We start from the raw sequence: 25,688 nt of genomic DNA, 5'->3' as shown, positions 1-25,688 counted from the left end.
CCGTTTTGCAAACAAAATAAGCGTAAGGAACAAGTAATGCAGGCAGTCTTTTTTATAGCTGCCTGCGCATCCATATTCGCAGTTGCCTTAATCTGTCTCTTCCTTTTTGTAAACGGCATACCTGCCATGAAGGAAATCGGCTTTTTCAGTTTCCTATTAGGAGAGCGCTGGAAACCGGGCAACAACATATTCGGTATCTTCCCTATGATCATGGGAAGTATCTATGTGACAGCCGGAGCTATTGTCATAGGCGTGCCCATAGGCATCCTGACCTCCATCTTCATGGCTGAATACTGCCCGAAAAAAATATACCCGTTTTTAAAATCAGCTACGGAACTGCTGGCCGGAATCCCATCTGTCGTGTATGGCTTCTTCGGTCTTGTGGTGCTTGTCCCTCTGATCCGCGGCATGTTCCGGGAAGGAAACGGAAACAGTATGCTGACCGCCTCTATTTTACTGGGAATCATGATACTGCCCACTATCATAGGTGTCAGTGAATCCGCACTGCGCTCTGTTCCGCGCACCTACTACGAAGGGGCGCTGGCCCTTGGTGCCACACATGAGAGGAGTATTTTTGCCATTGTGCTCCCTGCTGCCAAATCCGGTGTCATTGCCGGCGTGGTATTGGGGATTGGCCGTGCCATCGGTGAGACCATGGCGGTTGTCATGATCGCCGGCAATCAGCCCAGAATGCCCAGGGGTATCCTCCGGGGTGTCCGCACCATGACCGCCAATATTGTACTGGAAATGGGCTATGCAGCAGACCTGCACAGGGAAGCGCTGATCGCCACAGGTGTGGTCCTGTTTGTCTTCATTCTGCTGATCAACTTCTGTGTAGCCCTGCTCAATCGGAGGAACCGCCATGCATAATAATCATAACCTGCGGCAGAAACTGAGAGAGTACAAGCGCACCCCCGGCTCATTTATCCTTATGCTGCTGGTGATGCTCTGCGCTGCCGTTACCTTTGCCGTCCTGTTTTTCTTAATTGCCTATATTTTAATAAACGGGGTTCCCAATCTGAAACCGGAACTCTTTGCCTGGACATATACGTCGGAGAACGCGTCCATGATGCCCTCCATTATCAATACCTTGGTCATCACCTTTTTATCTCTGCTGATTGCTGTCCCCCTTGGTATCTTCTCTGCCATCTATCTGGTGGAATACGCCAAACGCGGGAACAAATTCGTGGAGATCATCCGCCTTACCACAGAGACCCTGTCCGGTATTCCTTCTATCGTATACGGACTGTTTGGCGCCCTCTTCTTTGTGACCACACTAAAATGGGGATATTCTCTGCTGGCCGGTGCCCTGACACTGTCTATCATGATCCTTCCCCTCATAATGCGGACCACAGAGGAGGCCCTGAAATCCGTTCCGGACTCCTTCCGTGAGGGAAGCTTTGGCCTGGGCGCCGGAAAACTGCGCACCGTCTTCCGCATCGTACTGCCCAGCGCCGTTCCCGGCATACTGGCCGGTGTTATCCTGTCTGTGGGCAGGATCGTAGGCGAGACAGCCGCTCTGATCTATACCGCGGGAGCTGTGGCTGAGGTACCATCAAGCGTAATGTCCTCAGGCTCCACACTGGCTGTCCATATGTACAATCTCTCCAGAGAGGGTCTGTATATGGACCAGGCCTACGCTGTCTCTGTTGTACTGCTTCTGCTGGTGCTGGCCATCAACTGGATCTCCGGCACTCTGGCCAAAAAACTGGCGAAAGGAATGTAATATGAACAATACGGAAAAGATATCCATCAGCAGCCTGGATTTGTATTATACAGACTTTAAGGCGCTGAAGAACATAAATTTAAAGATACCGGAAAATAAGATCACCGCCTTCATCGGCCCCTCCGGCTGCGGTAAATCCACACTTTTAAAATCCCTGAACCGCATGAATGACCTGGTTGAGGGCTGCCGTATCGAGGGCAGTATTTTACTGGATGGCGAGGATATTTACGGCAGAATGGATGTAAACCTGCTGCGGAAAAGGGTAGGCATGGTGTTCCAGAAGCCCAATCCCTTCCCCATGAGTATTTACGATAACATTGCATTCGGCCCCCGCACCCACGGTATCCATTCCAAGGCAAAGCTGGATGACATTGTGGAGAGATCCCTGCGGGATGCTGCCATCTGGGATGAGACAAAAGACCGCCTGAAGCAGAACGCTCTGGGCATGTCCGGTGGCCAGCAGCAGAGGCTCTGCATCGCAAGAGCGCTGGCTGTCCAGCCGGAAGTCCTCCTTATGGATGAACCCACATCCGCCCTTGACCCTATATCCACATCCAAGATTGAAGACCTGGCAGTGGAACTGAAAAAGGATTACACCATTGTCATGGTTACCCACAATATGCAGCAGGCAGCCCGTATTTCCGATAAAACTGCCTTTTTCCTGCTGGGCGAGATTGTGGAGTACGGTGAAACAGAACAAATATTCTCAATGCCAAAGGATAAACGCACAGAGGACTATATTACAGGGAGGTTTGGTTGATATGCGCACAAGATTTGACAAACAATTAGAACAGCTTCATGTAGAACTGATCAAAATGGGAAGCCTGTGTGAACAGGCCATCACTCTGGCCGCCCAGGCACTGGATCAGCCGGAGCGGGATGTTGTGAAAAAGGTAGCTGCCATGGAGGGTGAAATTGATGAGAAAGAGCGGGAGATTGAAAATATCTGTATGCGCCTTCTTTTACAGCAGCAGCCCGTAGCACGCGATCTGAGAATCATATCTGCTGCCCTTAAAATGATCTCCGACCTGGAGCGCATCGGTGACCAGGCAGCAGATATTGCAGACCTGGCTCCATATATTGTCAGCAGCAGCATCAGCAGTAAAGTACAGATTCATGACATGGCGGCAGCTACCATCCGCATGGTAACCTTAAGCGTAGATGCATTTGTTAAAAATGATCTGGAGCTGGCGGAATCTGTGGTCATCTCCGATGATATAGTGGATGACCTCTTCAACAAGGTAAAAGGCGAGCTGCTGGATCTGATTCGGAAAAATAACGTGGACCCAAGGGCCGCCCTGGATATTCTCATGGCCGCCAAGTATTTTGAACGGATTGGCGATCATGCCGTAAATGTGGCAGAATGGGTACAATATTCCATAACAGGTATCCATAAAAGCGATGAACATCATCTGGATACGGAAAAAGAATGAGGTGAATAAATTGATTTATCTTGTAGAGGACGACGAGAATATCCGGGAACTGGTCACTTACACCCTGAACAGCCAGGGCCTGGAAGCGGAAGGCTTTGCACGGCCCTCTGACTTCTGGGATGCCATGTCCGTGGCTGTCCCCTCCCTGGTGCTCCTGGATATCATGCTTCCGGAGGAGGACGGGCTGAGCATATTAAAAAAGCTCCGCACATCCAGAGACACGAAAAAGCTTCCCGTTATCATGCTGACCGCAAAGGGAAGTGAATATGACACGGTACTGGGACTCGACAACGGAGCCGACGACTATATTCCGAAACCTTTCCGGATGATGGAACTGATTTCCCGCATCCGTGCCCTGCTGCGCCGCAGCCAGGAACAGGAAAAGATTCCGGAATACCGCCTCGGCTCCCTCTACGTCTGCCCCTCGCGCCATATCGTGCGGGTGGACGGCACAGAGATCATCCTGACCCTGAAAGAATTTGAACTGCTCTGCCTCCTTCTGTCGGAACAGGAGACCGTATTTACCAGAGCCCAGCTTCTGGACCGCATCTGGGGATATGAATTTGACGGGGAGAGCCGAACCATTGATGTCCACGTCCGCACCCTGCGCCAAAAGCTGGGAAGCGCCGGTGACTGTATCAAAACCGTAAGGGGAGTGGGTTATAAAATTGGAGGAAAAACTGCATGACAAAACGAATCTTCCGCTCCATAATGCTTGTATCTGCTCTTGTGCTGGTCATCGGACTGGGCTTCATTATGGGCATTCTGTATCACTATTTCGGCAGCCAGATTGAAAAGGAACTGAAATCTGAAACTGCTTATCTGGCAATCTCTGTGGAAAACATGGGCATTACCGCCTTAGATGATCTTCCTGCGGAATCCGCCAGAATCACTCTCATCGCCGAGGACGGCAGTGTTCTCTTTGATAACAAGGCTGACGCCTCTAAAATGGAGAACCATTCCAACCGCCAGGAAGTGATCGCAGCAAAACTAAAGGGCGTCGGAAAGGCTACACGCCAGTCCGATACGCTTTCGGAAAAAACAATTTACTATGCCAAGCAGCTCTCAAACGGCCAGATTCTCCGTGTATCCAGCACCCAGTACACTGTAGCTGCCCTGATTGGAGAGCTGGTACAGCCCATGCTGTATGTGCTGCTCATGATGGTAGTGCTCTCCGCCCTTTTTGCTGCGCGCATTTCCAAGAAAATTGTCTCACCTATCAACAGCCTGGACCTGGATCAGCCGGAGCGCACAGAGGCCTACGACGAGATATCACCACTGCTCACAAAGATCAACAAACAACAGCGCACTATCCGCAGGCAGCTCTCAGATGCCAGAAGACAGCAGCAGGAGTTTTCCATCATCACGGAAAATATGAGTGAGGGGCTTTTAGTCATTGACGCCCAGACTGACCTTCTCTCCTACAACTCCAGCGCCCTGCATCTGCTGGATGCCACAGAGGCACAGGCACATGCCAGCGTTCTCTCTCTCAACAGAAGTGAATCCTTCCAGCAGACCGTGGATGCAGTCCTATCCGGAAAACACACCACCTCCGATCTGCAGATTGGTGAGAACTTCTGCCAGGTCATTGCCAACCCTGTGCTCCGAGATAAGGAAGTGACCGGCGCAGTGCTTTTGTTGGTTGACATAACTGAAAAAATTCAGCGGGAAAATCTGCGGAGGGAATTCACTGCCAATGTGTCACATGAGTTGAAGACACCGCTTACTTCTATATCTGGATTTGCAGAAATCATACAGGATGGGTTTGTGAAACCGGAGGACATCAATAAATTCGCCGGAAAGATTTTCGATGAGGCACAGAGGCTGATTGCCTTAGTCGGGGATGTGATCAAGATATCACAGCTTGATGAGGGGTGTCTTCCTTATCAAAAGGAGGAAACAGATCTGTATACTCTGGCAAAAGAGACATTGGAACGGCTGCGGGAGCCTGCAAAACGCAAACAGGTTTCGCTCTTCTTAGAGGGGGAACATGCTGTATTCAATACTACCAGGCCGATTTTGGAGGAAGTTCTCTATAATCTGTTCGATAATGCCATTAAATATAATCATCCGGACGGGAAGGTGACTGTCACTGTCTTGAATGGGAAGAATACAATCAGCGTATCTGTTGCGGACACGGGCATCGGAATCCCTTCCACGGACCAGGCCAGGGTGTTTGAACGGTTTTATAGGGTGGATAAGAGCCATTCCAAAGAGATTGGGGGCACTGGGCTTGGGTTGTCGATTGTGAAGCATGGGGCGGCTTATTTGGGGGCGCAGGTGGAATTGGAGAGTTGTGTGGGGGAAGGGAGTTTGTTTCGGCTGGTGTGGGGGAAGGAGTGTTGACTTTTTTGCTGTATTATTGCTTAAGCGGGGGATACCGATTTGTGAAATCTGTTGTGGCTTATGCGGACGATACTGACTTGTGGGACCTGCTTTGGCTTATGCGGACGATACTGACTTGTGGGACCTGCTTTGGCTTATGCGGACGATACTGACTTGTGGGACCTGCTTTGGCTTATGCGGACGATACTGACTTGTGGGACCTGCTTTGGCTTATGCGGACGATACTGACTTGCGGAACCCCAGACGGAATAGTCGGGACGTGAAGAGTTTCTAAATGAAAAACGGCCTCCGGGTACGTGAACCGGATAGAACCGCGCACTAATCTGATGATTAGTCCGCTCAACTATCCTTGAAATTTGATTCGGAAATCAAATTTCATCACGCACCCGGAGGCCGTTTTTCATTAAGAAACTCTATTCACGTTCCTCCAATATTCCGTCTGGGGTTCCGCAAGTCAGTATCTGTTGGTTTAAGGCGGTTGAAATGTATATTATAAAATTGTTGGTTGTTGTATATGCTGTTTTTGTAAAACGACTAAAATACTGAAAACTAAGATTTTCAATTCTATTCTTATAATGGATTCATATGCAGCATTTGTATTGCTGTTGTATAACTACAATTTTATTGTGGCTTACTAATTTTTAGATACATTTTGGCTACAGGTTAGGCTTTAGTTTTAGTTTGGTTTAGTTAATGGTGTCTGTTATTTTATAGATGATGAGCAGGAGCAGGATGGCAATGAGGACAATGGATATGTGGACGGAAAGAATGACTGTTTTCAGGAAGAAATCAGCACAGATGCAGGCCAGTATAATGGCTGCGAAAAGTACGGGAATTCTTTTGTTGTTTTGGGAACTGATGTTGAAGGAATTTCTGGTGATGGCGTTATACAGAAGGAGGACGGAGCATAAAAGTATGACCATACTTATGATAGCACCTGTAGTTACGGGGATATAAGGCCAGGTGGGGGTGTCTCCAAACATGTCTGACAGACCGAAAAGAAGGCGGACTGCAAGCAGGACTGCTAAGGCGACGCATAACGTTCCTAAAAAGGAGACAGCTTTTTCCGCACGGGTGAGATGTGGAACCTCTCTCAGAACATTGTCGCAGAATATCTTGTAATCACTGCCTATTATGTCCTCCATGGTATCCCCCCTCTGCTCTCCGTCCAGGATCATCTGTGTAATATCACGCCTGACCAGTTCCTGTTGGTATCCGCTGATATCCGCACCTCGGATATAGACTACCATATCAGTCAGAATTTTATTATCTGCTGCTTTCAGATGAAAAGATAAGTCATTATTTTCCTTCATTAACTGCTTTGTTTGTTTATTCATTTATTAAATCCCCTTTCACATCATCCAACAATCTGGAAACTGCACCGGATAATTCCATATAACTCTCCAGAAATCTTTTGAATTCCTTTTTTCCCTCCTGCGTTATAGAATAATACTTCCTTCTGGGCCCTACCTCAGACTCCCGAAATGTAGCCTGTATAAACTGATTCTTCTCCAATCTCAGCAACAGCGGATAAATCGTCCCCTCAGCCACTTTCCCAAATCCATACTCCCCCAACTGCTCCGAAATCTCATACCCATAAGCCTCCCCCTTCCCAATAATAGCCAACACACACCCCTCTAAAGTCCCCTTCAACATCTGTGAAGAAATCACCGCTTTACCTCCTATCTTGCATTGCAATATAGTTAGCTACATTGTAATGCAAGATAGTTGTTTTGTCAATCGCATTCTTCTATCTAAACAATATCTATAATGCAGTTGTTACTGTAGACACTCAGTAGTAATTTGTTATGTTGGATACTCGTCAATCCAGGTATATAAGAAATTTCCGTGCATCTTCTCTTTTTTGTAGACAACTACAAAGGATAACCAATATTTTTCCTGCCAAATAGATAATCATAAAGACAGTTTGACATTTTCATTTAATCTAAATACGCCTGACTTCCCTTCTTCTCACTTTACATCTCAGCTTTCGTCCGTAATCTGACAGCACCCAGCTTCGCTTTCTTCTTATTTTACATATAATCCAAAGCACTTCCTCGGCTTTCGTCCGTAATCTGACAGCACCCAGCTTCGCTTTCTTCTTATTTTACATATAATCCAAAGCACTTCCTCGGCTTTTGTCCGTAATTTGACAGCACCCAACTTCGTTTTTTTCTTATTTTACATATAATTTAAGGCACTTCCTCGGCTTTCATCCGTAATTTGATAGCACCCAGCTTCGTTTTTTTCTTATTTTACATATAATTTAAGGCACTTCCTCGGCTTTCGTCCGTAATTTGATAGCACCCGGCTTCGTTTTTTTCTTATTTTACATATAATTTAAGGCACTTCCTCGGCTTTCGTCCGTAATCTGACAGCACCCGGCTTCGCTTTCTTCTTATTTTACATATAATTTAGAAGAAGTCTTCTTTTATATATAACCTCCCATATCTTTTTGTTTTTACTATTTAAAATCAGCAGGCTGACTTCCTTGCTCTTATTCGCGGCCCCTGTCTCCCCTGACTTTTTCCCCACACGGATACCTCCTGCGCACCGTCCGTGAGCCACCCGCAACTCCCCTCTCCATAACTCTCCCACACCCGTCACCTCACAGTTTTATGGAAACCAGCAATTTTCAGAAAATGTCATCAGTTTTTCCCGGATATTAGCATATTTTGTCACACCTCGTCAAATAATAGATTTCAAAAATGTCAATCCCTTTTCCCCACTTTTCCCCAAAATTCTTCTTTTTATCACAAGTGTACAAAACCTTTGTTCTTTCTTTTATTATGTAAATCATATTAATCCACACACATTTTTGTGGAGAATGTGGATAACTTTGAGGATAACTTCATTTTTACAGGGTTTTGTGGATTTTTGTGTGTGGATAACTTTGAGGATGGAATGTGGTAAATGTTGGTTTTTTCGACAAGCATTGTGCATATTCTACAATTGAGAATATTCTGAAAATTATGTCTTAAAAATCCTACTATTTTCTTCAATTTTCCCTCTTCGACGGCATCCCCATGTCCCAGATTTCGTTATGTAACCCGACAGTAAAATTACGTAAACCAGTGTAAACCATATTTCTATTTTCCTTACATGAATTCCCCCTCTAAACACTAACTTAACCTATACCTGAATCTATTCCTGAAAGCTATACCTGAACCTATACTTGAACTTATTCCTGAACCTGCTCCTGAATCTACTCCTGAATTCATTCCTGAATCTATATCCCCATCATCCCTACACCTCAATCCCCCATAACATATCCCCTATATAAAAACTGCACCGGACACTCCCTATCAGGGATTTATCCGGTGCAGCACCTAATCAGATCATTATAAAACTCTTCTTCCGCCTGACTGACGAACCTTCAGAATCTGGCAGGAACCTTTTCCGAAGACCCTGTCCATTCTGGCCTTATACTCATCCACAAAACTGTTTTCCACAAAAATTTCAATGGTACCGGCGAATCCTCCGCCGTGTACCCGTGATACTCCATGCTTTCTCAGAATCTTATCACTGACAGCGAGCGCAATAGACATCGCCTGCTTCTGCACATTGGTGCTGTTGTAGATATTCTGGAGATACTTAAAGGAAGAGTTGCCGGAATCCTTTACCAATTCCAGAAATTCTTTGAAATCCCCATCTCGCAGAGCCTTTACCTCTCCCTCAACTCTTCTCTCCTCCTCAAAGAAATGAAGCGCACGCAGGATAGGACGGTCTCCCAGCACACTTCTCAGACCAGAGATCTGTTTGTAAAAGTCATCCTCCTCAACCTCGCGCAGATACGACTTTCCAAAGAATTTTGCCACTTTTTTCATCTCTTCCGGGATAGATGCATAGTCATCCCCCATATCCGCGTGGGAAGCTTTTGTATCCACAATACACATGCTGTACTGGTAAGATTCAAAATCTGAGGGGACCTTTTCCACAACCGGACTGCCCGGCTCTTTAAAATCAATATGGATCATACCGCCTACGGAACATGCCATCTGATCCATCAGGCCGCATGGTTTTCCAAAATAAACATTTTCCGCATACTGTCCTGTCTGCGCGATCACAACCGAATCAATACTGCCTTCATTAAAGAGGCCGGATATGATAGTTCCAAGGATAACCTCAAACGCTGCAGAGGATGACAGGCCCGCACCGATCAGAACATCACTGACAATATAAGCATTGTACCCCTGTACTTCATACCCTCTTGCCTTTAACTCGGCTGCAACACCACGTACCAGGGCAGCCGTTGTGCCCTCCTCATCGTAACGCTCTTCCAGATCATTGACATCCACATCCACCATCTCATATCCGTCTGAGAGCACATGGATCATGCCATCCTCTGATCTGCCCACAACAGCCAGCGCGTCCTGGTTAATGGATGTGGCCAAAACCATGCCGTTCTGATGGTCTGTATGGTTGCCTCCGACTTCACATCTGCCGGGAGCGCTGTAGATTTCCACATCACTCTCGCCAAAAATTTTCTCAAATTCTTCAATTGCCTTTTTATAACGTTTTCTCTGGTAATCCAGAACGCTTTCATCCACATAGATCTCTTTCAGAATCTCATCGTATTTTCCCTGGAGTATTTCATCTGCCAGAACCTTCATGTTTTTCATTTGTAATTCCTCCTTTATCATACTGCTGTACGGTCTGTGCAGTAAATGCCCGGACCTGACTGAATGTTTCTTATATTTTTTTCATAATTTCTGTTCCATCAGGTATTTCTGGGCAGAATCCACCGCGTTGGCTCCATCTGCCGCTGCTGTCACAATCTGGCGCAGTTGTTTTGTCCGTATGTCACCGGCTGCAAAGATACCCGGAACGCTGGATGCACAGTCTTCTCCCGCCTCTATATAGCCGGCTTCGTTTAATTTTACAAGACTGCCGTATTCCTCTGTGTTAGGCAGGATACCCACTGCGATAAATACACCGTCAACGGCAAGCTCCTTCGTCTCCCCTGTCTTTACATTTTCTACCGCGAGACTCTGCACCTGGTCTGTGCCCCTGATTTCCCTCGGAATAGTATCCCACACAATCTCCACGTTTTCAATAGCCTTTACGCTTTCCTGCAAAATACCTGCTGCCCGAAGTTCATCTCTGCGGTGGATCAGATACACTTTTTTACAAATCCTGGACAGGAAAATGGCATCCTCCACCGCCACATCGCCGCCGCCGATCACAGCCGTGACCCCGTCCTTGAAAAATGCGCCGTCACAGGTAGCACAGTAGGAAACACCCATTCCGGAAAATTCCTCCTCACCGGGGATTCCCAGTGTCCTGTGCCGGGCACCTGCCGCAATAACAAGGGTTCTTGTAAGGTACTGGTTTTTATTTGTGATTATTTTCTTCAGTTCACCCGCTGTCTGTACCTCTTTCACATTCTCCCTGACAAATACCGCACCCAGTTTATCCGCATGGCCTCGGAAAGCTTCCGCCATATCATAGCCGCTCATCCCCGGAAGTCCCGGATAATTGTCCACCTCGTAGGTCTTCACCATCTGCCCCCCGCTGGAGAAATCTTTCTCAATGACCAGCATATCAAGCTGTGCCCGTTTGGCATAAATCGCTGCACAAAGCCCTGCCGGGCCTGAACCGATGATGATGATGTCGTATATTTTCTGCTCCATTTTGTTTTACCTCTGTTCTTTATTCTTCGCCTGCGTCACTGGGAAAATCGTCATCCCCGTACATCGCCGCGGCATCCACGCTGTCCGGCTCTTCCTTTGGCGTACCGATGGCCGCCGCAGAAAGTGTGTCCGGGCTGTTGGACAATTCTATTTCTCTGACCAGCTTCAGGTCCTTATCCACAAAGATCCTGGTGTAATTCTGTTTTGCCTCATCTGCGTAGATAAAATAGGAAACACCATTGTCCAGCTCCTCCGTCTCATATACATTATCACCAAGCAGAGCTTTCATAGTCTCTTCACTCATACCCAAGGTGATTCCCCTGTAAATCTCCACAGATACTTTGGTGACATCAAAGTCGCCGTGCACGCTGATAACAAAACTGTTTTCCAGAGGGACTGCCAGATCAGCGTAATTGTTCACCACTGCATACAGGGTCTGTCCGTCACGCTCCAGCGTCACATAACCATGGCGGCCGCTCTTAACAATGCTGTCTGAACCATCCTCCAAAATCTCCCACCCGTTCTTCGTAAATTCTGAGACCGGAGCCGGAAGCTTATAGAAATTTCCCCCATACCGCACCACAAACTCCATGATGTCCTCCGGAAATGCTCCCGGTGCCTGATAGCTCAGCACCTCCGCCGGGGTCTCTTTACTTACCTCTTCATTACTGTCCTCAGGCTCTCTGTAATTTTTCAGCACTGCCTTATACAGTATCTCATCCTGTACGTCAAATACAAGATCAGCCTGCTTGTAAATTCCATATTCATAAGTCAGGTAGATATTATCCTTTTCTTCATACTGGTCCGTCGGCATGCCGTATGCCTCTGTGACTTCATCCAAAGTGGAGGTTCCCATCCTGATTTTTCCCGGAAGCTGGTAGACACGGCTGTCATCCTCCCCGCTCTCAAGCTGTACACCGCCTACATAGCATTCACCAAGCAGTTTCTTCTCCCCGTCCAGGTTGACAATATCCACTGTAAGGGAACCGCCCTCACTGTCCAGCGTCTCACCTTCCAGGAAAGATTCCGGATCAAGGGCTTTTTTGCCGTTGTCCTTCTCATAGGTCCAGCCTGCATTCTTCCACTCCTGCAGCTTTGCCGGAAGTGCGTAGACCGTCTCATTGATGGAAAACTGAAAATCTGAGAGTTTATCTGAAAGCTCCACGCTGTATTCTTTTTGTTCTTCTTTTGTCTCCTCATCTGCTTGTTCTTCATCCGGCAGTGTCATCACGTCCTCATCTTCAGGCGCGGGTTCCTGCCCGTTCTGTGTACAGCCCGCCGTCAGAAACGCTGCCAGCAGGCATACCATACATAACTTCTTCTTCAAACCAGTCACCTCCTTTACATCCACTACCAAAAGTTTATCACATCCCCGTGCCCTTTTACAATGAAAATACGCATACATGCCTGATTTTTTCATAAACTGTTAAAGAGTTCTCAAGTATCATCCAAGGAGCATCTTTTGAAAAAATTCTTATCTTCCAAGAAGAGATTTCTGGTCCCCGGTTTTATTGTCCTGGCTGTCTTCCTCTTCCTTATTATTTATACCCAAAAAGACCGCTTTCTTACAGAAGATGCCCGTTTTGAAAAATTTACACATCAGCTTTTTACCGAGGAGGTGAAATCCAACACCTTAAACCTCCATTATACTCTGGCCTATCCTGAAAAATACGGGATAAAGAATTATCCCATCAAGCTGGGTTCCATGGACCCGGATAAACTAAAGGACAGCTATGATTCCGTGGAGGAGTACAAGAAAAACCTGGAAAAGTTCACCTACAAAGAGCTGTCCAAAGACAACCGTATCACCTACGACATCCTGAAGCTTGACTTTAACACACAGCTTTCCATAAAAGATAATTATATGCTGCAGGAACCGCTGAGCCCCAATCTGGGCATACAGTCCCAGCTTCCTGTACTTTTGGCGGAATATACTTTCCGCACCTCTGATGATATCAAGGATTACTTTACACTTCTCTCCTCCATGACCGGATATTTTGACGAGATCCTGGAATTTGAAAAGAAAAAGGCAGAAGAAGGCCTGTTTATGAGTGATACCAGCGTGGACCGCATCATTGCCCAGTGCAATGCGTTCACAGAAGACCTGTCCGCCAATTATCTTTCCACCATGTTTAAGGATAAGATGAAGGGATTTGTCTCCCGGAAAGCCATGACTCAGAAGCAGGCTGACTCTTACATAAAAATGCATGAAAAAATCATGGCCAAACGTGTCTTCCCTGCCTATCAGTCCCTGGCCAAAGGTCTGGCTGACTTAAAGGGAAACGGAACAAATTCCGGAGGGTTGTCCAATCTCCCTGGAGGGACATCATACTACCGATATCTGATCCGCAGTGAAACCGGGGATTACAGGACCATCAAGGAAATCGAAGAACGGCTCTACACACAACTCCTGACCGATTATAAAAAAATGCAGAGCCTGATCGTATCCAATCCCAAATTGCTGGCAGATGCCTCCTCCCTGCCGGAAACCTGCAGCAGTACGCCGGCACAGATGCTTGATTACCTGAACAAAGCCATCTGCGAAGATTTCCCCGACAGCGGAAAGCCTGCCTACAAGGTAAAATATGTGCATGAATCCATGGAAAACTTTTCCAGCCCTGCCTTTTACCTCACACCACCGGCCGATACCCTGAGTCCCAATATCATCTATATCAACAAGAGCAGTCAGGTAAGCGAGGCGGAACTCTTCACTACACTGGCGCACGAGGGATTTCCGGGTCATTTGTACCAGACATTGTATTTCGGAAAAACAGAACCGGATGATATACGGCATCTCCTGAGTTTCGGCGGTTATGTGGAGGGCTGGGCCACTTACGTGGAATCCCTGTCCTATGGGTACGGCGCAGAATATCTGAAACTGGATGATTCCCTGATGGAACTTCTGTGGCTGAACCGCTCCGTGAGCCTTTGCCTCTATTCTCTGCTGGACATTGGCATCCATGACCATGGCTGGGACCTGGGGACAGTGACAAAGACACTGAACTCTTTCGGAATCGCCTCACAGGATACCTGCAGGGAAATCTTCCAGTATATAGTGGAAAATCCGGGGAATTATCTGAAATACTATCTGGGATATCTGAACTTTATGGATTTGAAAAAAGAAGCGCAGACGGCTGCCGGGAAGTCCTTCCAGTTAAAGGAATTTCACCGATACATTCTGGAACTGGGACCTGCACAGTTTCCTGTTTTGAAAAAATATCTGCTCATGGAATATAAACAGTAAAAAGAGATGCCGTAAAAACAGTCTGCAGAGATGCAGTCTGTTCTTACGGCATTTTTGAAATTTCTATTCTTTCTTATCCCTGTAGGAATCAAAGAATTTTCTCAGATTCAGCAATGACTTCACCAGTATTTTCTGCTGCTCTTCATCCAGGTCCTTCATCAGAGCCTGAATCATTCCGTCATGGAATTTCATATGGTGGGTATTGGCCTTTTCTCCCTTTTTTGTCAGGGATATGAGCACCACCCGACGGTCCTCCTCACTTCTGACTCGGTTCACATATCCTTTTTTCACCAGGCTGTTTATGGCAATCGTCAGGGTTCCCACGGTCACGGACAGGGTCTTTGCCACGGATGACATGTTTCGGGCGCTGTTCACTCCGATTGCTTCTAAAATGTGCATGTCGTTTACGGAAATATCTTTGAATTCAGAAGTAATAAGGGCCTTCTCTTCTATATCCATAATTTCCTGGAAAAGATTGACCAGGACGTCATGAAAGACTTCATAAGGTTCCACTTTATCACTCCTTTGTTATGTTTGATTCTATTATATATGATTTATATATATAAAACAATCAAAACTTTTGATAATCAAAGGAAATCACGTATGGAACATACCCCCTATCTATTTAATGCTCAAAACATTCCTGCACCCTGCAAAAGATTCCGGCGGTTCCCGGTCGGTCAGGACCTCCGCAGATTCAAAGGGTGCAAATGTGACAGAGCTGATATTCCCGAACTTTGCCGCATCCGCCAGGATATAGCGTTTTCCGGACTGTTCCAGGGCAGTTTTCTTCACCAGGGCCTCATTGCAGTCCGGTGTGGTGTAGCCTGCTTTTCTGCTGACTCCGTTTGTGCCGAAGAAACCTTTTGTAAAGTGAAAGTTCTGGAGGCTTAAGATTGCCTGATTTCCCACTACCGCCTCTGTGGTGCCCTTCAGTTCCCCGCCGATCAAAAGGACACGGAAATCCAGGGCTGCCAGGCGCTGTGCGTGGGATACCGCGTTTGTCACAAAGGTTACGGATCTCTCTGTGACATAGTCGATCATGTATCCTGTGGTCGTCCCTGCGTCCAGATAGATAAAATCATCCGGTACCAGCAGAGAGGCGGCATAGCGGGCTATGGCCTGCTTTTCTTCCTTGTTCACACCGACTTTCTGGGCCACGGAAGGCTCCGCAGCCGTAAACGCAGCATCCACCGCCACGGCACCGCCGAACACCTTTACCAGCTTTCCTGCCCGGTCGAGGGCTGTCAGGTCACGGCGAATGGTGGATTCTGATGTATTCAGCATTTCCTTTATCTCCGTGACCGTTATACTTTTCTTTTCATCCAGAAGCTTCAGTATCTCTTCAAAACGTTTCTCAGTCAGCATTTTTCTTCCTCTTGTATTCTTCTACATCTGTCTCCAGAACGATTTTGCGGATGGGGAGAATCCGTCCGGGCGAAACAGAGAGTTCATCCACTCCCATGGCCAGAAACTCCCTGGTCAGAGTCAGGTCCGCACCCAGCTCTCCGCAGATTCCTGCCCAGATACCTGCCCTGTGGGCATTTTCCACAGTCATCCGAATCATGGCCAGGACTGCAGGATGGTGGGGATCATAGAACGCATCCAGTTGTGGATTCTGACGGTCCACAGCCAGGGTATACTGGGTCAGGTCATTGGTGCCGATGCTGAAAAAGTCCACCTCTTCTGCCAGGTCCGCGCTTACCATGACCGCTGCGGGCGTTTCTATCATGATACCCTGTTCCGGTATCCGGTAATCCATATTCTGCTCCTCCAGCTCTACTTTCACTTCCTCCACGATCTCCTTTATCCTCCTAATCTCCCAAAGGCTTGTTATCATGGGATACATGACCGCCAGATTCCCGTAGACAGCAGCCCGGAACAGAGCCCGGAGCTGTGTCTTGAACACCTGGGGGCGAGTGAGGCAGATGCGGATGGCCCGGTATCCCAGAGCCGGATTATCCTCATCATCCATATGAAAATAACCGCATTTTTTGTCGGCGCCGATATCCAGGGTGCGGATGATCACGCGCTTTCCGGCCATGGTCTCAGCCACCGTTTTATAAATCTTAAACTGTTCCTCCTCGGTGGGGTAATCCTCCTTCTCCAGATAGATGAATTCACTTCTGAAAAGGCCGATTCCGCCGGCATCATTCTGTACAACAGTAGCCAGATCTTTTATATTTCCAATATTAGCATATAGCATGACTTTTTTACCGTCAAGCGTTATATTTTCTTTTCCTTTTAACTGCTGGAGAAGTTCTTTTTTCTCCTCTTCCTCCTGCCGGCGTTTCTGCATTTCAGTAAGGATTTCCGGGTCAGGGTCCACATAGACTGTGCCGTCCGCGCCGTCCACTACAGCAAGCTTTCCGTCCACACGGTCATCCAGAGGGATGTCGGTTCCGATAAGAGCAGGGATCCCCATGGTACGGGCCAGAATGGCAGTATGGGAATTTACGGAACCGTGGACGGTGACAAAGGAGAGGACCTTATCTTTATCAAGCTGCACTGTCTCGGAGGGCGCCAGATCATCCGCCAGGATGATCACCGGTTCCTCTGTGTTCACCGTACTTTTCGACCCGCCTCCCAGAACTGCCAGGATACGCTCGGAAATGTCTTTTACATCAGCAGCCCGCTCTCTCATATATTCATCCTCCATGGAGGCAAACATCTGGGAAAAGTTGTCGCTGGTCGCTGCGACGGCGTACTCTGCATTGACCTTCTGTGTCCTGATAATATTTTCGACAGATTCATTATAGTCATCATCCTCAAGCATCATCTGATGGATCTCAAATATAGCGGCATTCGCCTCCCCCACTTCCTTTACTGCCTTATCATACAGGCCTTTCAGCTGACTGACTGCCTCCTCCTTTGCCCGGGTGTAGCGCTGCATCTCATCGTCGGTATCCTCTGTCTTTACGCGTTTGACCTGCTGTTCCCCTTTCCGGTATACACATATCTTTCCAATTGCAATACCGCCAAATACACTTTTTCCTCTATATTCCTTCATCCCTGTACTCCTTTCTGACATGTTCCTGCCTGAAAAATGCTGCTGTTCACTCCGTGCATGGCGGGACAGCCGCGTGTGATCAGTAACCTGAAAAAAGCTGCTGCAGCTTTCCTCTGCAGCAGCTTCTTGCCTACCCAAATGTATTTTAAACTATTTCTTACTCATTTTGCTTTGATTACAGATTTTCCTGCATAAATGTGCTCACTGCCTCATATGCGGCATCCTCGTCTTCGCCGTCGAATGTCAGGGTCACTTCCTGTCCTTTTTTCACGCCAAGGCCCATGATACCGAAAATCCGCTTGCAGTCTCCTTCTTTTCCATCCTTTGCAAGTTTGATGCTGCTGGCAAATCCTTTTGCAACTTTAACCAGCTCTCCTGCGGGACGTGCATGGATGCCTTCCGGGTCTGTGATGGTGTACTTAAATTCTTTCATGATCTTTCTCTCCTTTTATGATTATTTATTCATTTACTTTCTTCTTAAAAACGCCCAGCAGCCCGGCAGAAACAATAGTTCCGGCCACAAGCGCCACCAGATACATTACCGCATTTCCAACCACAGGGAAAACAAAGATTCCGCCGTGGGGAGCCATCAGTGTACAGTTAAAGAGCATACTCAGCGCCCCGGCAGCACCGGAGCCGATCATACATGCGGGAATCACATGGAGGGGATCGGAAGCCGCAAAGGGAATGGCTCCCTCTGTGATAAATGCCAGACCCATGATAAAGTTGGTGGGGCCTGCCTCCCTCTGTTCTCTCGTAAATTTATTCTTAAACAGCAGTGTTGCAAGAGCGATGGCACAGGGAGGTGTCATACCGCCGATCATAACCGCTGCCATAATATCATAATTTCCCGCCGCGATGGACGCTGTTCCGAATACATAGGCTGCCTTGTTGAAAGGACCGCCCATATCAATGGCCATCATGGCGCCCAAAATCAATCCTAAAATAATCTTACTGGAACCGCTCATACTTGTCAATCCATTGTTCAGGGCTGTGTTGATACCGCCCATGATGGGTTCCACCACAAATGTCATGAGCAGCCCCATAACCAGAATCCCCACAACCGGATAGATCAGGACCGGGGCAATCTTCTCGATGGCCTGTGGAAGCTTATCACACACCCTGCGAAGGAGACGGATAAGATAACCGGCCGCGAATCCCGCTGCCAGAGCGCCCAGAAAACCGGATTGTCCCTGGGATGCGATCATGCCGCCTACAAAGCCAACCGCAAGGGCAGGCCTGTCACCGACAGCCATGGCGATGAATCCCGCCAGAACCGGAAGCATGAAGGCAAATGCTGTACCGCCGATGCTTTTAAACAGAGCTGCAACCGGTGTGATGGTACCGAAATCCGCCCTCTGGTCCATGGGCAGGGAATTCATATCCACACTGAAACCGTCGATCAAAAACGCAATGGCGATCAGGATACCGCCGCCCACCACAAAGGGAAGCATGTGGGATACGCCGTTCATAAGCTGTGTATAAATCTGATGTCCCACACTTCCGCCGCTCTTTGTCTGGGAGCTCTTCTGCACAGCACCGGATGCGTGGTATACAGGAGCATCCCCGTTTACCGCTCTCTCAAGCAGTGTGTCTGCCTTGCTGATACCGTCTGAAACCTGACATTCAATCACCTTTTTGCCGTCAAAACGGTCCATGGGAACCTGTGCGTCCGCGGCCACAATGATGCAGTCCGCTTCCTGGATCTCCCTGTCTGTCAGCACATTTTTAGCACCGCCGGAACCTCTTGTCTCCACCTTGACAAAACAGCCTCTGGCCTTGGCTGCTTTCTCAATCCCCTCGGCCGCCATATAGGTATGGGCAATGCCGGTGGGACAGGAGGTAACAGCCAGAATCTTAGCCTGCCCTCCCTGCTCCTCTGCGGGTTCTGCCAGGCGCTGGTCAATGTCCGGTTTTTCATCGTCTGCCTTATCTATGATCTCCAGAAATTCTTCCACAGACCCTGCATTTCTGAGAGAGTCTGAAAAATCTTCATCCATCATTAGAACGGAAAGCTTGCTGAGCACATCCAGATGTACATTGTCTTCCGTGTTGGGTGCCGCGATCAGAAAGATCAGAGTCACGGGTTCCCCGTCCAGGGCATCAAAGTCAACACCGTTCTTCACGACCATGGCCGCCAGGCCGGGTCTGTCAACCGCGTCACATTTTCCGTGAGGAATGGCGATTCCTTCACCGATTCCTGTGGTGCTCTCCTCCTCCCTTGCATATACCTGCTTTCTGTAGGCCTCCTCGTCATTGATCTTACCGCTCTTTGTCATCAGAGCGACCACTTGGTCAAGTGCCTCCTCCTTGCTTTTTGGGGCACCATTCAGGGAAATACTTCTCTTGTCCAGTAAATCTGTTATTCTCATACCCGTTTCCTTCCTTTATATGGTTTGATAGACAGCTTCTATTTCCTCGCGTTTCGCCAGGTATTCCGAGAACGCGCTGGCACTTCCCGCCGCGATTCCCATATGAAATGCGTGGACATAATCTTTCTTTTCCATCCATCCGGCCAGAAATCCGGCCACCATGGAATCCCCTGCTCCCACTGCATTTACAAGCCTCCCTTTTGGGGCAGGCGCCATATGGCAGCTTCCGTCTGCAGCAGCCAGCACCGCGCCCTGCCCTGCCATGGAAACCAGCACATTACAAGCCCCCATTTCCTGCAGCTTTCTGGCGTATGGGGGAACTTCCTCCCTGGTTTTGATCTCCGTACCGAATATCTCTCCCAGTTCATGGTTGTTGGGCTTGATCAGGAAGGGGTGATACTCCAGTACATTGACCAGCAGATCTCTGGTGGCATCCACCACGATCATGATTCCTCTCCCGGTGAGCCGCTTCATGATATCCCTGTAAATATCATCCGGCATAGATGCCGGGATACTGCCTGCAAGGACAAGCACATCCCCCTCACTCAGGCCATCCAGCCGCCGAAGCAGCTCCTCCACCTTTTCTTTCCCAATATCCGGCCCCTGTCCGTTAATCTCTGTACCGTCAATGGATTTCAGCTTCAGATTGATCCTTGAGACTCCCTTCTCTATCTGGATGAAGTCCGCTTTCACGCCAATCTCCTCCACTTTCCTGCGGATCTCATCGCCGGTGAATCCGGCGGTAAATCCCAGTGCTGTATTCTCAATACCCAGGTTCATGAGCACTGTGGATACATTGATGCCCTTGCCGCCCGGAAGCAGCAGTTCGGAATCTGTCCTGTTCGTCATACCAAGCTGAAAATCCTCGACGGAAACGATATAATCCAGTGACGGATTGAATGTGACCGTGTAAATCATATGCTTCCCTCCTGTCCGGTTGTTCCGGTTATCTCTTTCTTTCACTATCTGTATTATACAGCCATATTCGCTCAAATTCAATCAAATTAATTCACGAAAATAGCGACTCGTTTTGGTGCAATATGCACAGTTTTGAATATTTTAATGTGTATCCAAGTATATATATCCACATTCGTTCATACTCAGTCATTTATATTCTTTGTATTTCCTCAAGACAATATAAAAAGCCGAAGGCAAAAAGATATCCCTATTAATATCTTCTTTCTTCGGCTTTCCTATACCATATAATAACATTTTATCAGCATTCCCGATTTATCCGGCGGTCTGCTGCACGCTCTCCTCCCGGAACAGCTTCTCGGCAATCTCCACATCAGAATCCTCGGGCTCATTTTGTATCAGATCTGCTATTCTCCTGACGTATAAGGCCTCCAATTCCAGTACTTCAGCAATCTCAATCACCGCATAGCCCTTTTTTAACTTCTTTCTTATACATCCGATCAGCTCCGCTCTGCCCTCTGCCGCACCTTTTACTCTGCCTCTGGCAATGCCCTTTGCAATACCCATCTCAACTCCTTCATCAAAAAATAACTGTTCAACCTTATTCATGCCTATCACCTCCTTGATCCTTTTTGCATAATCCCTGTCTAAAATCTTATCCGCAAAGGTAAGGATTCCGGCAAGGGCCTGCATGCGCTGCTCCTCATCCCGGATCTCCTGCGCCAGCCTTACTGTCTCCTCTACCAATGCCTGCTTTTCTGCCTTTTCCTGATCTCCGGCCTTTTTCCTGTCTGATAAAACGTTTCAAGATCCTGGCTATGTAGTTTACATATTTTATGATGTCCTGAATCCCGAAAGTGCTCTCATAATCGATCAGCGCATAGGAATCGTCCTCAAGGATAAATAGATTATCTATCCTTAACTCATTGGCTTCTATAGCAGGAAGGTTTGTAGGCCTGGAATCCTTTATTTTTATATGCGGCAGGCCATATACAGTCAGTTTTTTATTCTTCAGTGCATCGCCGAAATATTTAAGTGCAATATCTTTATTTTGATATGCAATGTCTCCCATACATTTCTCCCTTTATTATATCTTTTTAGAATGGAAAATACAATACAAAAAGACAGACTTCGCCCAAAGCCTCACCCACTTCCTTTTATAGATTTGTTAAAAATGGAAAACCGCAGAAACTGCGAAGAAATCAAAAGCAGAACGCTTTCGTTTTGAATATGTTCTCAGCGTAACAGAACCGGGGGATTCTGTCAAGGGTAATGTAAATAGTAATTTTATAAAAAAAGCGCCCGGTCAATACCGGGCGCAGATCTGTCAGTCTCAGATTATTTCGTCATTTCTCCGTAGCACTCTTTTCCAGGAGCCAAAGCGTTGGCTTCATCTGTATCAATGTGTGCTGCTGTTGCATAAGAAGCGCTTACACGTACAACTACATCACCGAATGTAAGAGATCTTCCGTTTGGAGACTCGATTTCCAGTTTAACGATGTCTTTGTCTTTTACGCCTGCTTTTTCAGCATCTTCCGGAGTCATATGTACGTGACGTTTTGCAGCAATAACGCCCTCTGTCAGTTCTACTTCACCTTCCGGGCCAACTAATTTACATGCGCCTGTGCCTGCGATATCGCCGGACTCACGGATAGGAGCAGCAACGCCAAGGCTTCTTGCGTCTGTCAGGGATACTTCAACCTGAGTATCTTTTCTTACAGGTCCTAAAACAGACATTTTCAGGCTGCCTTTGGAACCGATCACTTCAACTTTTTCTTCACATGCGAACTGTCCCGGCTGGCTCAGCATTTTCTTTACAGTCAGCTCATGGCCTTTGCCAAACAGAATCTCCAGATGTTCCTGGGATAAGTGTAAATGTCTTGCAGATGTTTCCACTAATACTTTCATTTCATATCCTCCACACAATAATTAATTTGTTCATAACGGTTCAGTCAGCTGAACTGTTACGAATACATACATTCAAAACACACAACAACCATACTCCTGTTGCAATTAACATTCTCTATTTATTATTATAACTTTTTTTAAAGGCTTGTCAACGCATCCGCAGGGATTCTTTTGGCACTTTTTGCATTTTTCGCGGTACATGAGGCGAAGTGTACTGCTGCCGGAAGGCGCCTGCTGTCACTCCTCGCTGCTGCTTTTGGGCAGCTTCTTTTTTAAATAATCATATTCCGCCATAATGCTTCTCGTTATCTCATCCTCCCCAAACCGGTTGTCCGGCTGGTAGATCTTCAGCAGTGCCCAGGCGCGCCGCTTTAACTCCTCCTGGGTGTGGATACCCTTAAAGTAGTGTATCCTTCTCTCGCTCTCTCCAATGGCAGAATTCCTGACACTGTTGTAGACTTTATTGCTGTCCCAGTCATAATCCGCCCATTTGTATCCTGTCTTTTTGTGCACAATATGTACGCTCTCCAGCGCTGTTTTATAAAACTTCATGATCCAGCTGCAGATACCTTCCAGAACAACCATCACAGCACCTACACCGGCGCCCGGCACGTATGCCAGAACAGCCGCCACCAAGACACTGATGATGATCGCCGCGATCCCCGGACCGCGTCCCTGCATCTGCAGCGCAATCTGTGCCACCACGCCGATGGTCAGCACCACGGCTGCCAGAATGCACACAAATGTTACCACAGCTCCACAGACCTTTAAAAAAAACTGAAAACACCTTGCCAGCAAAAATACACAGAAAAGCACAGGTGCTGCTATGACTTTCCCCGCCGTTTTCAAAATCTTCATCTTTTTATCCCTTAATCGTTCTCTCACAGACCGGGCACATCCCGGTACTTTTAGCTTTTCACTCTTTTTCTTTGTCTAGTTTAACACAATCTTCCAACGGAGGGAAGGGAAACATGAAAATAACGGCCTGCAGGATGTCTCCGGCCGGCCGTTATACGCCAACTTTATTCAGTTAAAATTCTACTCCCATCTTTACACTGCTGGACGGGTTCCTGTCAATACTCATATAGGTCTCAGCGGCCTTGTCTATGGGCACAACCGGGTCAACAATATTTTCACATTTCAGCAGACCTTTTGCCAGCATATCCCAACAGGTGTTACAGATTCTTTCAAAGCTCCATCTGGGATATTCCCGGTTCGGTTCACTGCAGGCTCTTGATATAATGATGTTGGGCTGGTTAAAGTGAGCTTCCCTTCCGAGATTCAGGCCGCCCAGACATTCGTGATACCATCCGACGACAGCTACATTTCCGTTATAAGCCACACCCCTGATCGCCTGCTGGAGCGCATGGTAATTACCGCTGGTCTCTATCACTACATCAGCCCCACGTTTCCCGGTTGCTTTCTTGATCTCAAATCCCACATCCACGGAGGAAGAATCGAGAGCCAGATCCGCCCCATTCTCCAATGCTACATTTCTCCGCTTTTCAATAGGATCGCATACGATCACCATTGCCGCTCCCGCCAGTCTTGCAAACTGTGCAGCGAGCAGGCCGATGGCTCCCAGACCTGAGATCACCACATTATCTCCTACCCTTACCTGACCGTCCCGGATTCCTCCAAGGGCAAACTGTGCAGGGTCATAGCACACAGCTTCCTTCCATGTCATACGTTTCGGCATCTTAAATGCCTCCTCTGCCTTGAGGGTGTGGGTACTTTTGAGAGGGCCATAACCGGCTATCCGCTCTCCGATTTCAAATCCCTTTACTTCCTTTCCCATCTCTGTGATATGACCGATCCACATATTTCCGGGGCGCATAAAAAATGGTTTCTCTGCTGCCTCTTTGCTCTTTCTGAAAAGAAGATATTCTTCATCAAAAATATTTTCCAAAAATGGGTCTTCACCCCTGAAATGAGTAAACTCCGTTCCGTGTTTTGCCGCGGCAAATTCTACTTTCACGCGAATCTCATTCTCTTTCACCGGAACATCTTCATATTCTCTGAGGTATGCTTTTCTCGGTTCTGTTGAAACAATCTCTTTTCCTGTCATTTTACCTTCTCCTTTTTGTCATTTCTTTCTTATTCCGGCACAACACATGCCCCGTTTTTTCCTGATGATTCCACCACTGCGCTCACCAGCCGCAGACCTTTTAAACCTTCCGGCACACCTGCCGTATTTTCCCTTCTGCCCCGTATAGTGTCTATAAAACAGCAGTCCTCCAGATACGTGGCATCCACTTCCTCCGCAACCGTTTCTGTACGGGGCTCTTTCTCATCTGTAAAAGTAAAAACACCGTGATTGTGGTCAGTGAAATCCGCTGTCATATGCTCACAGATGACCCGAAATCTGCCGTTCCACTGTTCTTTTACGGAACAGTTGGAACCGCATATGGAACCCAGAGCGCCATTTTTAAAATGTATACTGCAGACACTGGTATCCTCAATGGTATAACCCTCCACATCCTGATGGCAGAGATTCGCAATATGTCCGTTCACACAATCCGCATCCCCCATCAGATAAAGCCCCATATCATACAAATGGATGACCTGCTCAAAAACCTGACCGCCGCATTTTGAAACATCACGCCACCAGGGCCCGTGAAGGCTGTTGCACTCATAATCTGCCATGTAAAGCGTAGGTTTTCCCGCAGTACCGTTTTCCATATACTCTTTAAATTTCCTGACCGCACTTCCAAATCTCATATGGTATCCTACCTGGGAAACAATATGATTACGCTCCACTGCATCCGACATGGATTTTCCTCTCTCCACATCCAGGGCAATGGGCTTTTCAATAAATACATGGATTCCCCTGTCTGCTGCCGCTTCAAGCTGTCCGCTGTGGGCGAAAGGCGGCAGGCAGATATAAAGTGCATCAAGGTCTGCCTCCTCTATCATGCGGAAACCGTCATCATAAATCCCGCAGTCCAGATGATTTTCACGGGCAAAGGCCTCTGCATCATCTGCCGGAGAAGAACACAGTCCTGCAATCTCAACATTCTCCATTCTCATCATACTGCGCGCATGGGCTTTTCCCATATTTCCCATGCCCAGCACACCCACTCTCAATACTTTCTCCATCT

General features: G+C 47.6%; 24 protein-coding genes. 7 read left to right on the top strand and 17 right to left on the bottom strand.

The genetic code is table 11. The features are described from left to right. Positions 1–36 precede the first annotated feature (36 nt). From pstC to V8Q34_RS06065, 6 genes are read left to right on the top strand one after another with little or no spacing between them, the layout of a single operon-like run. On the top strand, positions 37–870 hold the full coding sequence (gene pstC, locus V8Q34_RS06090; protein WP_335835078.1) for a phosphate ABC transporter permease subunit PstC: 834 nt from the start codon (positions 37–39) through the stop codon (positions 868–870). Further along, positions 863–1,726, top strand: a complete 864-nt coding sequence (pstA, locus tag V8Q34_RS06085) for a phosphate ABC transporter permease PstA (RefSeq protein ID WP_335835077.1) — start codon at positions 863–865, stop codon at positions 1,724–1,726. Before pstC ends, pstA begins: the two co-directional genes overlap by 8 nt. A 1-nt stretch (position 1,727) precedes the next feature. Further along, positions 1,728–2,486 carry a phosphate ABC transporter ATP-binding protein PstB gene (pstB, locus tag V8Q34_RS06080; protein ID WP_033142681.1) on the top strand — a complete coding sequence of 253 codons (759 nt, stop codon included), beginning with the start codon at positions 1,728–1,730 and terminating at the stop codon, positions 2,484–2,486. 1 nt (position 2,487) lies between these two features. After that, positions 2,488–3,159, top strand: a complete 672-nt coding sequence (phoU, locus tag V8Q34_RS06075) for a phosphate signaling complex protein PhoU (protein WP_033142680.1) — start codon at positions 2,488–2,490, stop codon at positions 3,157–3,159. 10 nt (positions 3,160–3,169) lie between these two features. Then, on the top strand, positions 3,170–3,847 hold the full coding sequence (locus tag V8Q34_RS06070; RefSeq protein WP_033142724.1) for a response regulator transcription factor: 678 nt from the start codon (positions 3,170–3,172) through the stop codon (positions 3,845–3,847). Next, positions 3,844–5,505: a sensor histidine kinase gene (locus V8Q34_RS06065; RefSeq protein ID WP_335835076.1), complete on the top strand. Its 1,662-nt coding sequence runs from the start codon at positions 3,844–3,846 to the stop codon at positions 5,503–5,505. Before V8Q34_RS06070 ends, V8Q34_RS06065 begins: the two co-directional genes overlap by 4 nt. A gap of 686 nt (positions 5,506–6,191) precedes the next feature. Here the strand turns inward: V8Q34_RS06065 and V8Q34_RS06060 are convergent. The 5 genes from V8Q34_RS06060 to V8Q34_RS06040 all read right to left on the bottom strand — a co-directional run bounded on the left by V8Q34_RS06060 (position 6,192) and on the right by V8Q34_RS06040 (position 12,474). Then, positions 6,192–6,842 carry a hypothetical protein gene (locus V8Q34_RS06060; protein WP_335835075.1) on the bottom strand — a complete coding sequence of 217 codons (651 nt, stop codon included), beginning with the start codon at positions 6,840–6,842 and terminating at the stop codon, positions 6,192–6,194. After that, entirely contained in the window at positions 6,835–7,176 is a 342-nt protein-coding gene (locus V8Q34_RS06055) for a PadR family transcriptional regulator (RefSeq protein WP_227210455.1), read from the bottom strand. Before V8Q34_RS06055 ends, V8Q34_RS06060 begins: the two co-directional genes overlap by 8 nt. A 1,670-nt stretch (positions 7,177–8,846) precedes the next feature. Continuing rightward, positions 8,847–10,127: a galactokinase gene (locus V8Q34_RS06050; RefSeq protein WP_335835074.1), complete on the bottom strand. Its 1,281-nt coding sequence runs from the start codon at positions 10,125–10,127 to the stop codon at positions 8,847–8,849. Between the two features lie 81 nt (positions 10,128–10,208). Continuing rightward, positions 10,209–11,138 (bottom strand): thioredoxin-disulfide reductase, encoded by a 930-nt coding sequence (gene trxB, locus V8Q34_RS06045; protein ID WP_148391920.1) that lies wholly within the window; start codon positions 11,136–11,138, stop codon positions 10,209–10,211. Between the two features lie 19 nt (positions 11,139–11,157). Then, positions 11,158–12,474 carry a hypothetical protein gene (locus V8Q34_RS06040; protein WP_335835201.1) on the bottom strand — a complete coding sequence of 439 codons (1,317 nt, stop codon included), beginning with the start codon at positions 12,472–12,474 and terminating at the stop codon, positions 11,158–11,160. 126 nt (positions 12,475–12,600) lie between these two features. Here V8Q34_RS06040 and V8Q34_RS06035 point away from each other — a divergent pair, with 126 nt between their 5' ends. Then, positions 12,601–14,382, top strand: coding sequence for a DUF885 domain-containing protein (locus V8Q34_RS06035; RefSeq protein WP_335835073.1), 1,782 nt, complete (start codon positions 12,601–12,603; stop codon positions 14,380–14,382). 63 nt (positions 14,383–14,445) lie between these two features. Here the strand turns inward: V8Q34_RS06035 and V8Q34_RS06030 are convergent, their stop codons facing one another. The 12 genes from V8Q34_RS06030 to V8Q34_RS05975 form a co-directional block, all read right to left on the bottom strand. Further along, positions 14,446–14,895, bottom strand: a complete 450-nt coding sequence (locus V8Q34_RS06030; RefSeq protein ID WP_033142134.1) for a MarR family winged helix-turn-helix transcriptional regulator — start codon at positions 14,893–14,895, stop codon at positions 14,446–14,448. A 108-nt stretch (positions 14,896–15,003) separates the two neighbouring features. Further along, a complete protein-coding gene (locus V8Q34_RS06025) occupies positions 15,004–15,750 on the bottom strand; it encodes a DeoR/GlpR family DNA-binding transcription regulator (RefSeq protein ID WP_335835072.1) in 747 nt (248 codons plus the stop codon). Beyond that, positions 15,740–17,392, bottom strand: a complete 1,653-nt coding sequence (ptsP, locus tag V8Q34_RS06020; protein WP_335835071.1) for a phosphoenolpyruvate--protein phosphotransferase — start codon at positions 17,390–17,392, stop codon at positions 15,740–15,742. The genes V8Q34_RS06025 and ptsP overlap by 11 nt, the downstream gene beginning before the upstream one ends. Before the next feature lie 175 nt (positions 17,393–17,567). Next, the gene (locus V8Q34_RS06015) at positions 17,568–17,825 is read right to left on the bottom strand and encodes an HPr family phosphocarrier protein (RefSeq protein ID WP_033142125.1); all 258 of its coding nucleotides are present in this window, start codon (positions 17,823–17,825) and stop codon (positions 17,568–17,570) included. Between the two features lie 25 nt (positions 17,826–17,850). Next, positions 17,851–19,764, bottom strand: coding sequence for a PTS fructose transporter subunit IIABC (locus tag V8Q34_RS06010; RefSeq protein ID WP_033142124.1), 1,914 nt, complete (start codon positions 19,762–19,764; stop codon positions 17,851–17,853). 15 nt (positions 19,765–19,779) lie between these two features. Then, on the bottom strand, positions 19,780–20,682 hold the full coding sequence (pfkB, locus tag V8Q34_RS06005) for a 1-phosphofructokinase (RefSeq protein WP_103731208.1): 903 nt from the start codon (positions 20,680–20,682) through the stop codon (positions 19,780–19,782). Positions 20,683–20,994: 312 nt separating this feature from the next. After that, positions 20,995–21,426, bottom strand: a complete 432-nt coding sequence (locus V8Q34_RS06000; RefSeq protein ID WP_335835070.1) for a hypothetical protein — start codon at positions 21,424–21,426, stop codon at positions 20,995–20,997. Continuing rightward, positions 21,383–21,751, bottom strand: a complete 369-nt coding sequence (locus tag V8Q34_RS05995) for a hypothetical protein (RefSeq protein ID WP_335835069.1) — start codon at positions 21,749–21,751, stop codon at positions 21,383–21,385. Before V8Q34_RS05995 ends, V8Q34_RS06000 begins: the two co-directional genes overlap by 44 nt. A 266-nt stretch (positions 21,752–22,017) precedes the next feature. After that, entirely contained in the window at positions 22,018–22,587 is a 570-nt protein-coding gene (locus tag V8Q34_RS05990; protein ID WP_033142122.1) for a PduL/EutD family phosphate acyltransferase, read from the bottom strand. 237 nt (positions 22,588–22,824) lie between these two features. Continuing rightward, positions 22,825–23,445, bottom strand: a complete 621-nt coding sequence (locus V8Q34_RS05985) for a hypothetical protein (RefSeq protein ID WP_103731210.1) — start codon at positions 23,443–23,445, stop codon at positions 22,825–22,827. 172 nt (positions 23,446–23,617) lie between these two features. Beyond that, entirely contained in the window at positions 23,618–24,655 is a 1,038-nt protein-coding gene (locus V8Q34_RS05980; protein ID WP_033142120.1) for a zinc-dependent alcohol dehydrogenase, read from the bottom strand. Positions 24,656–24,684: 29 nt separating this feature from the next. Further along, positions 24,685–25,686: a Gfo/Idh/MocA family protein gene (locus tag V8Q34_RS05975; protein WP_148391924.1), complete on the bottom strand. Its 1,002-nt coding sequence runs from the start codon at positions 25,684–25,686 to the stop codon at positions 24,685–24,687. Between the last annotated feature and the right edge of the window lie 2 nt (positions 25,687–25,688).

Source organism: Blautia sp. JLR.GB0024 (assembly GCF_037000545.1).
GTDB lineage: Bacteria > Bacillota > Clostridia > Lachnospirales > Lachnospiraceae > Blautia > Blautia celeris.
The sequence above is the reverse complement of the archived record's forward strand: the minus strand, read 5'-3'. Positions and strand labels throughout refer to the sequence as shown.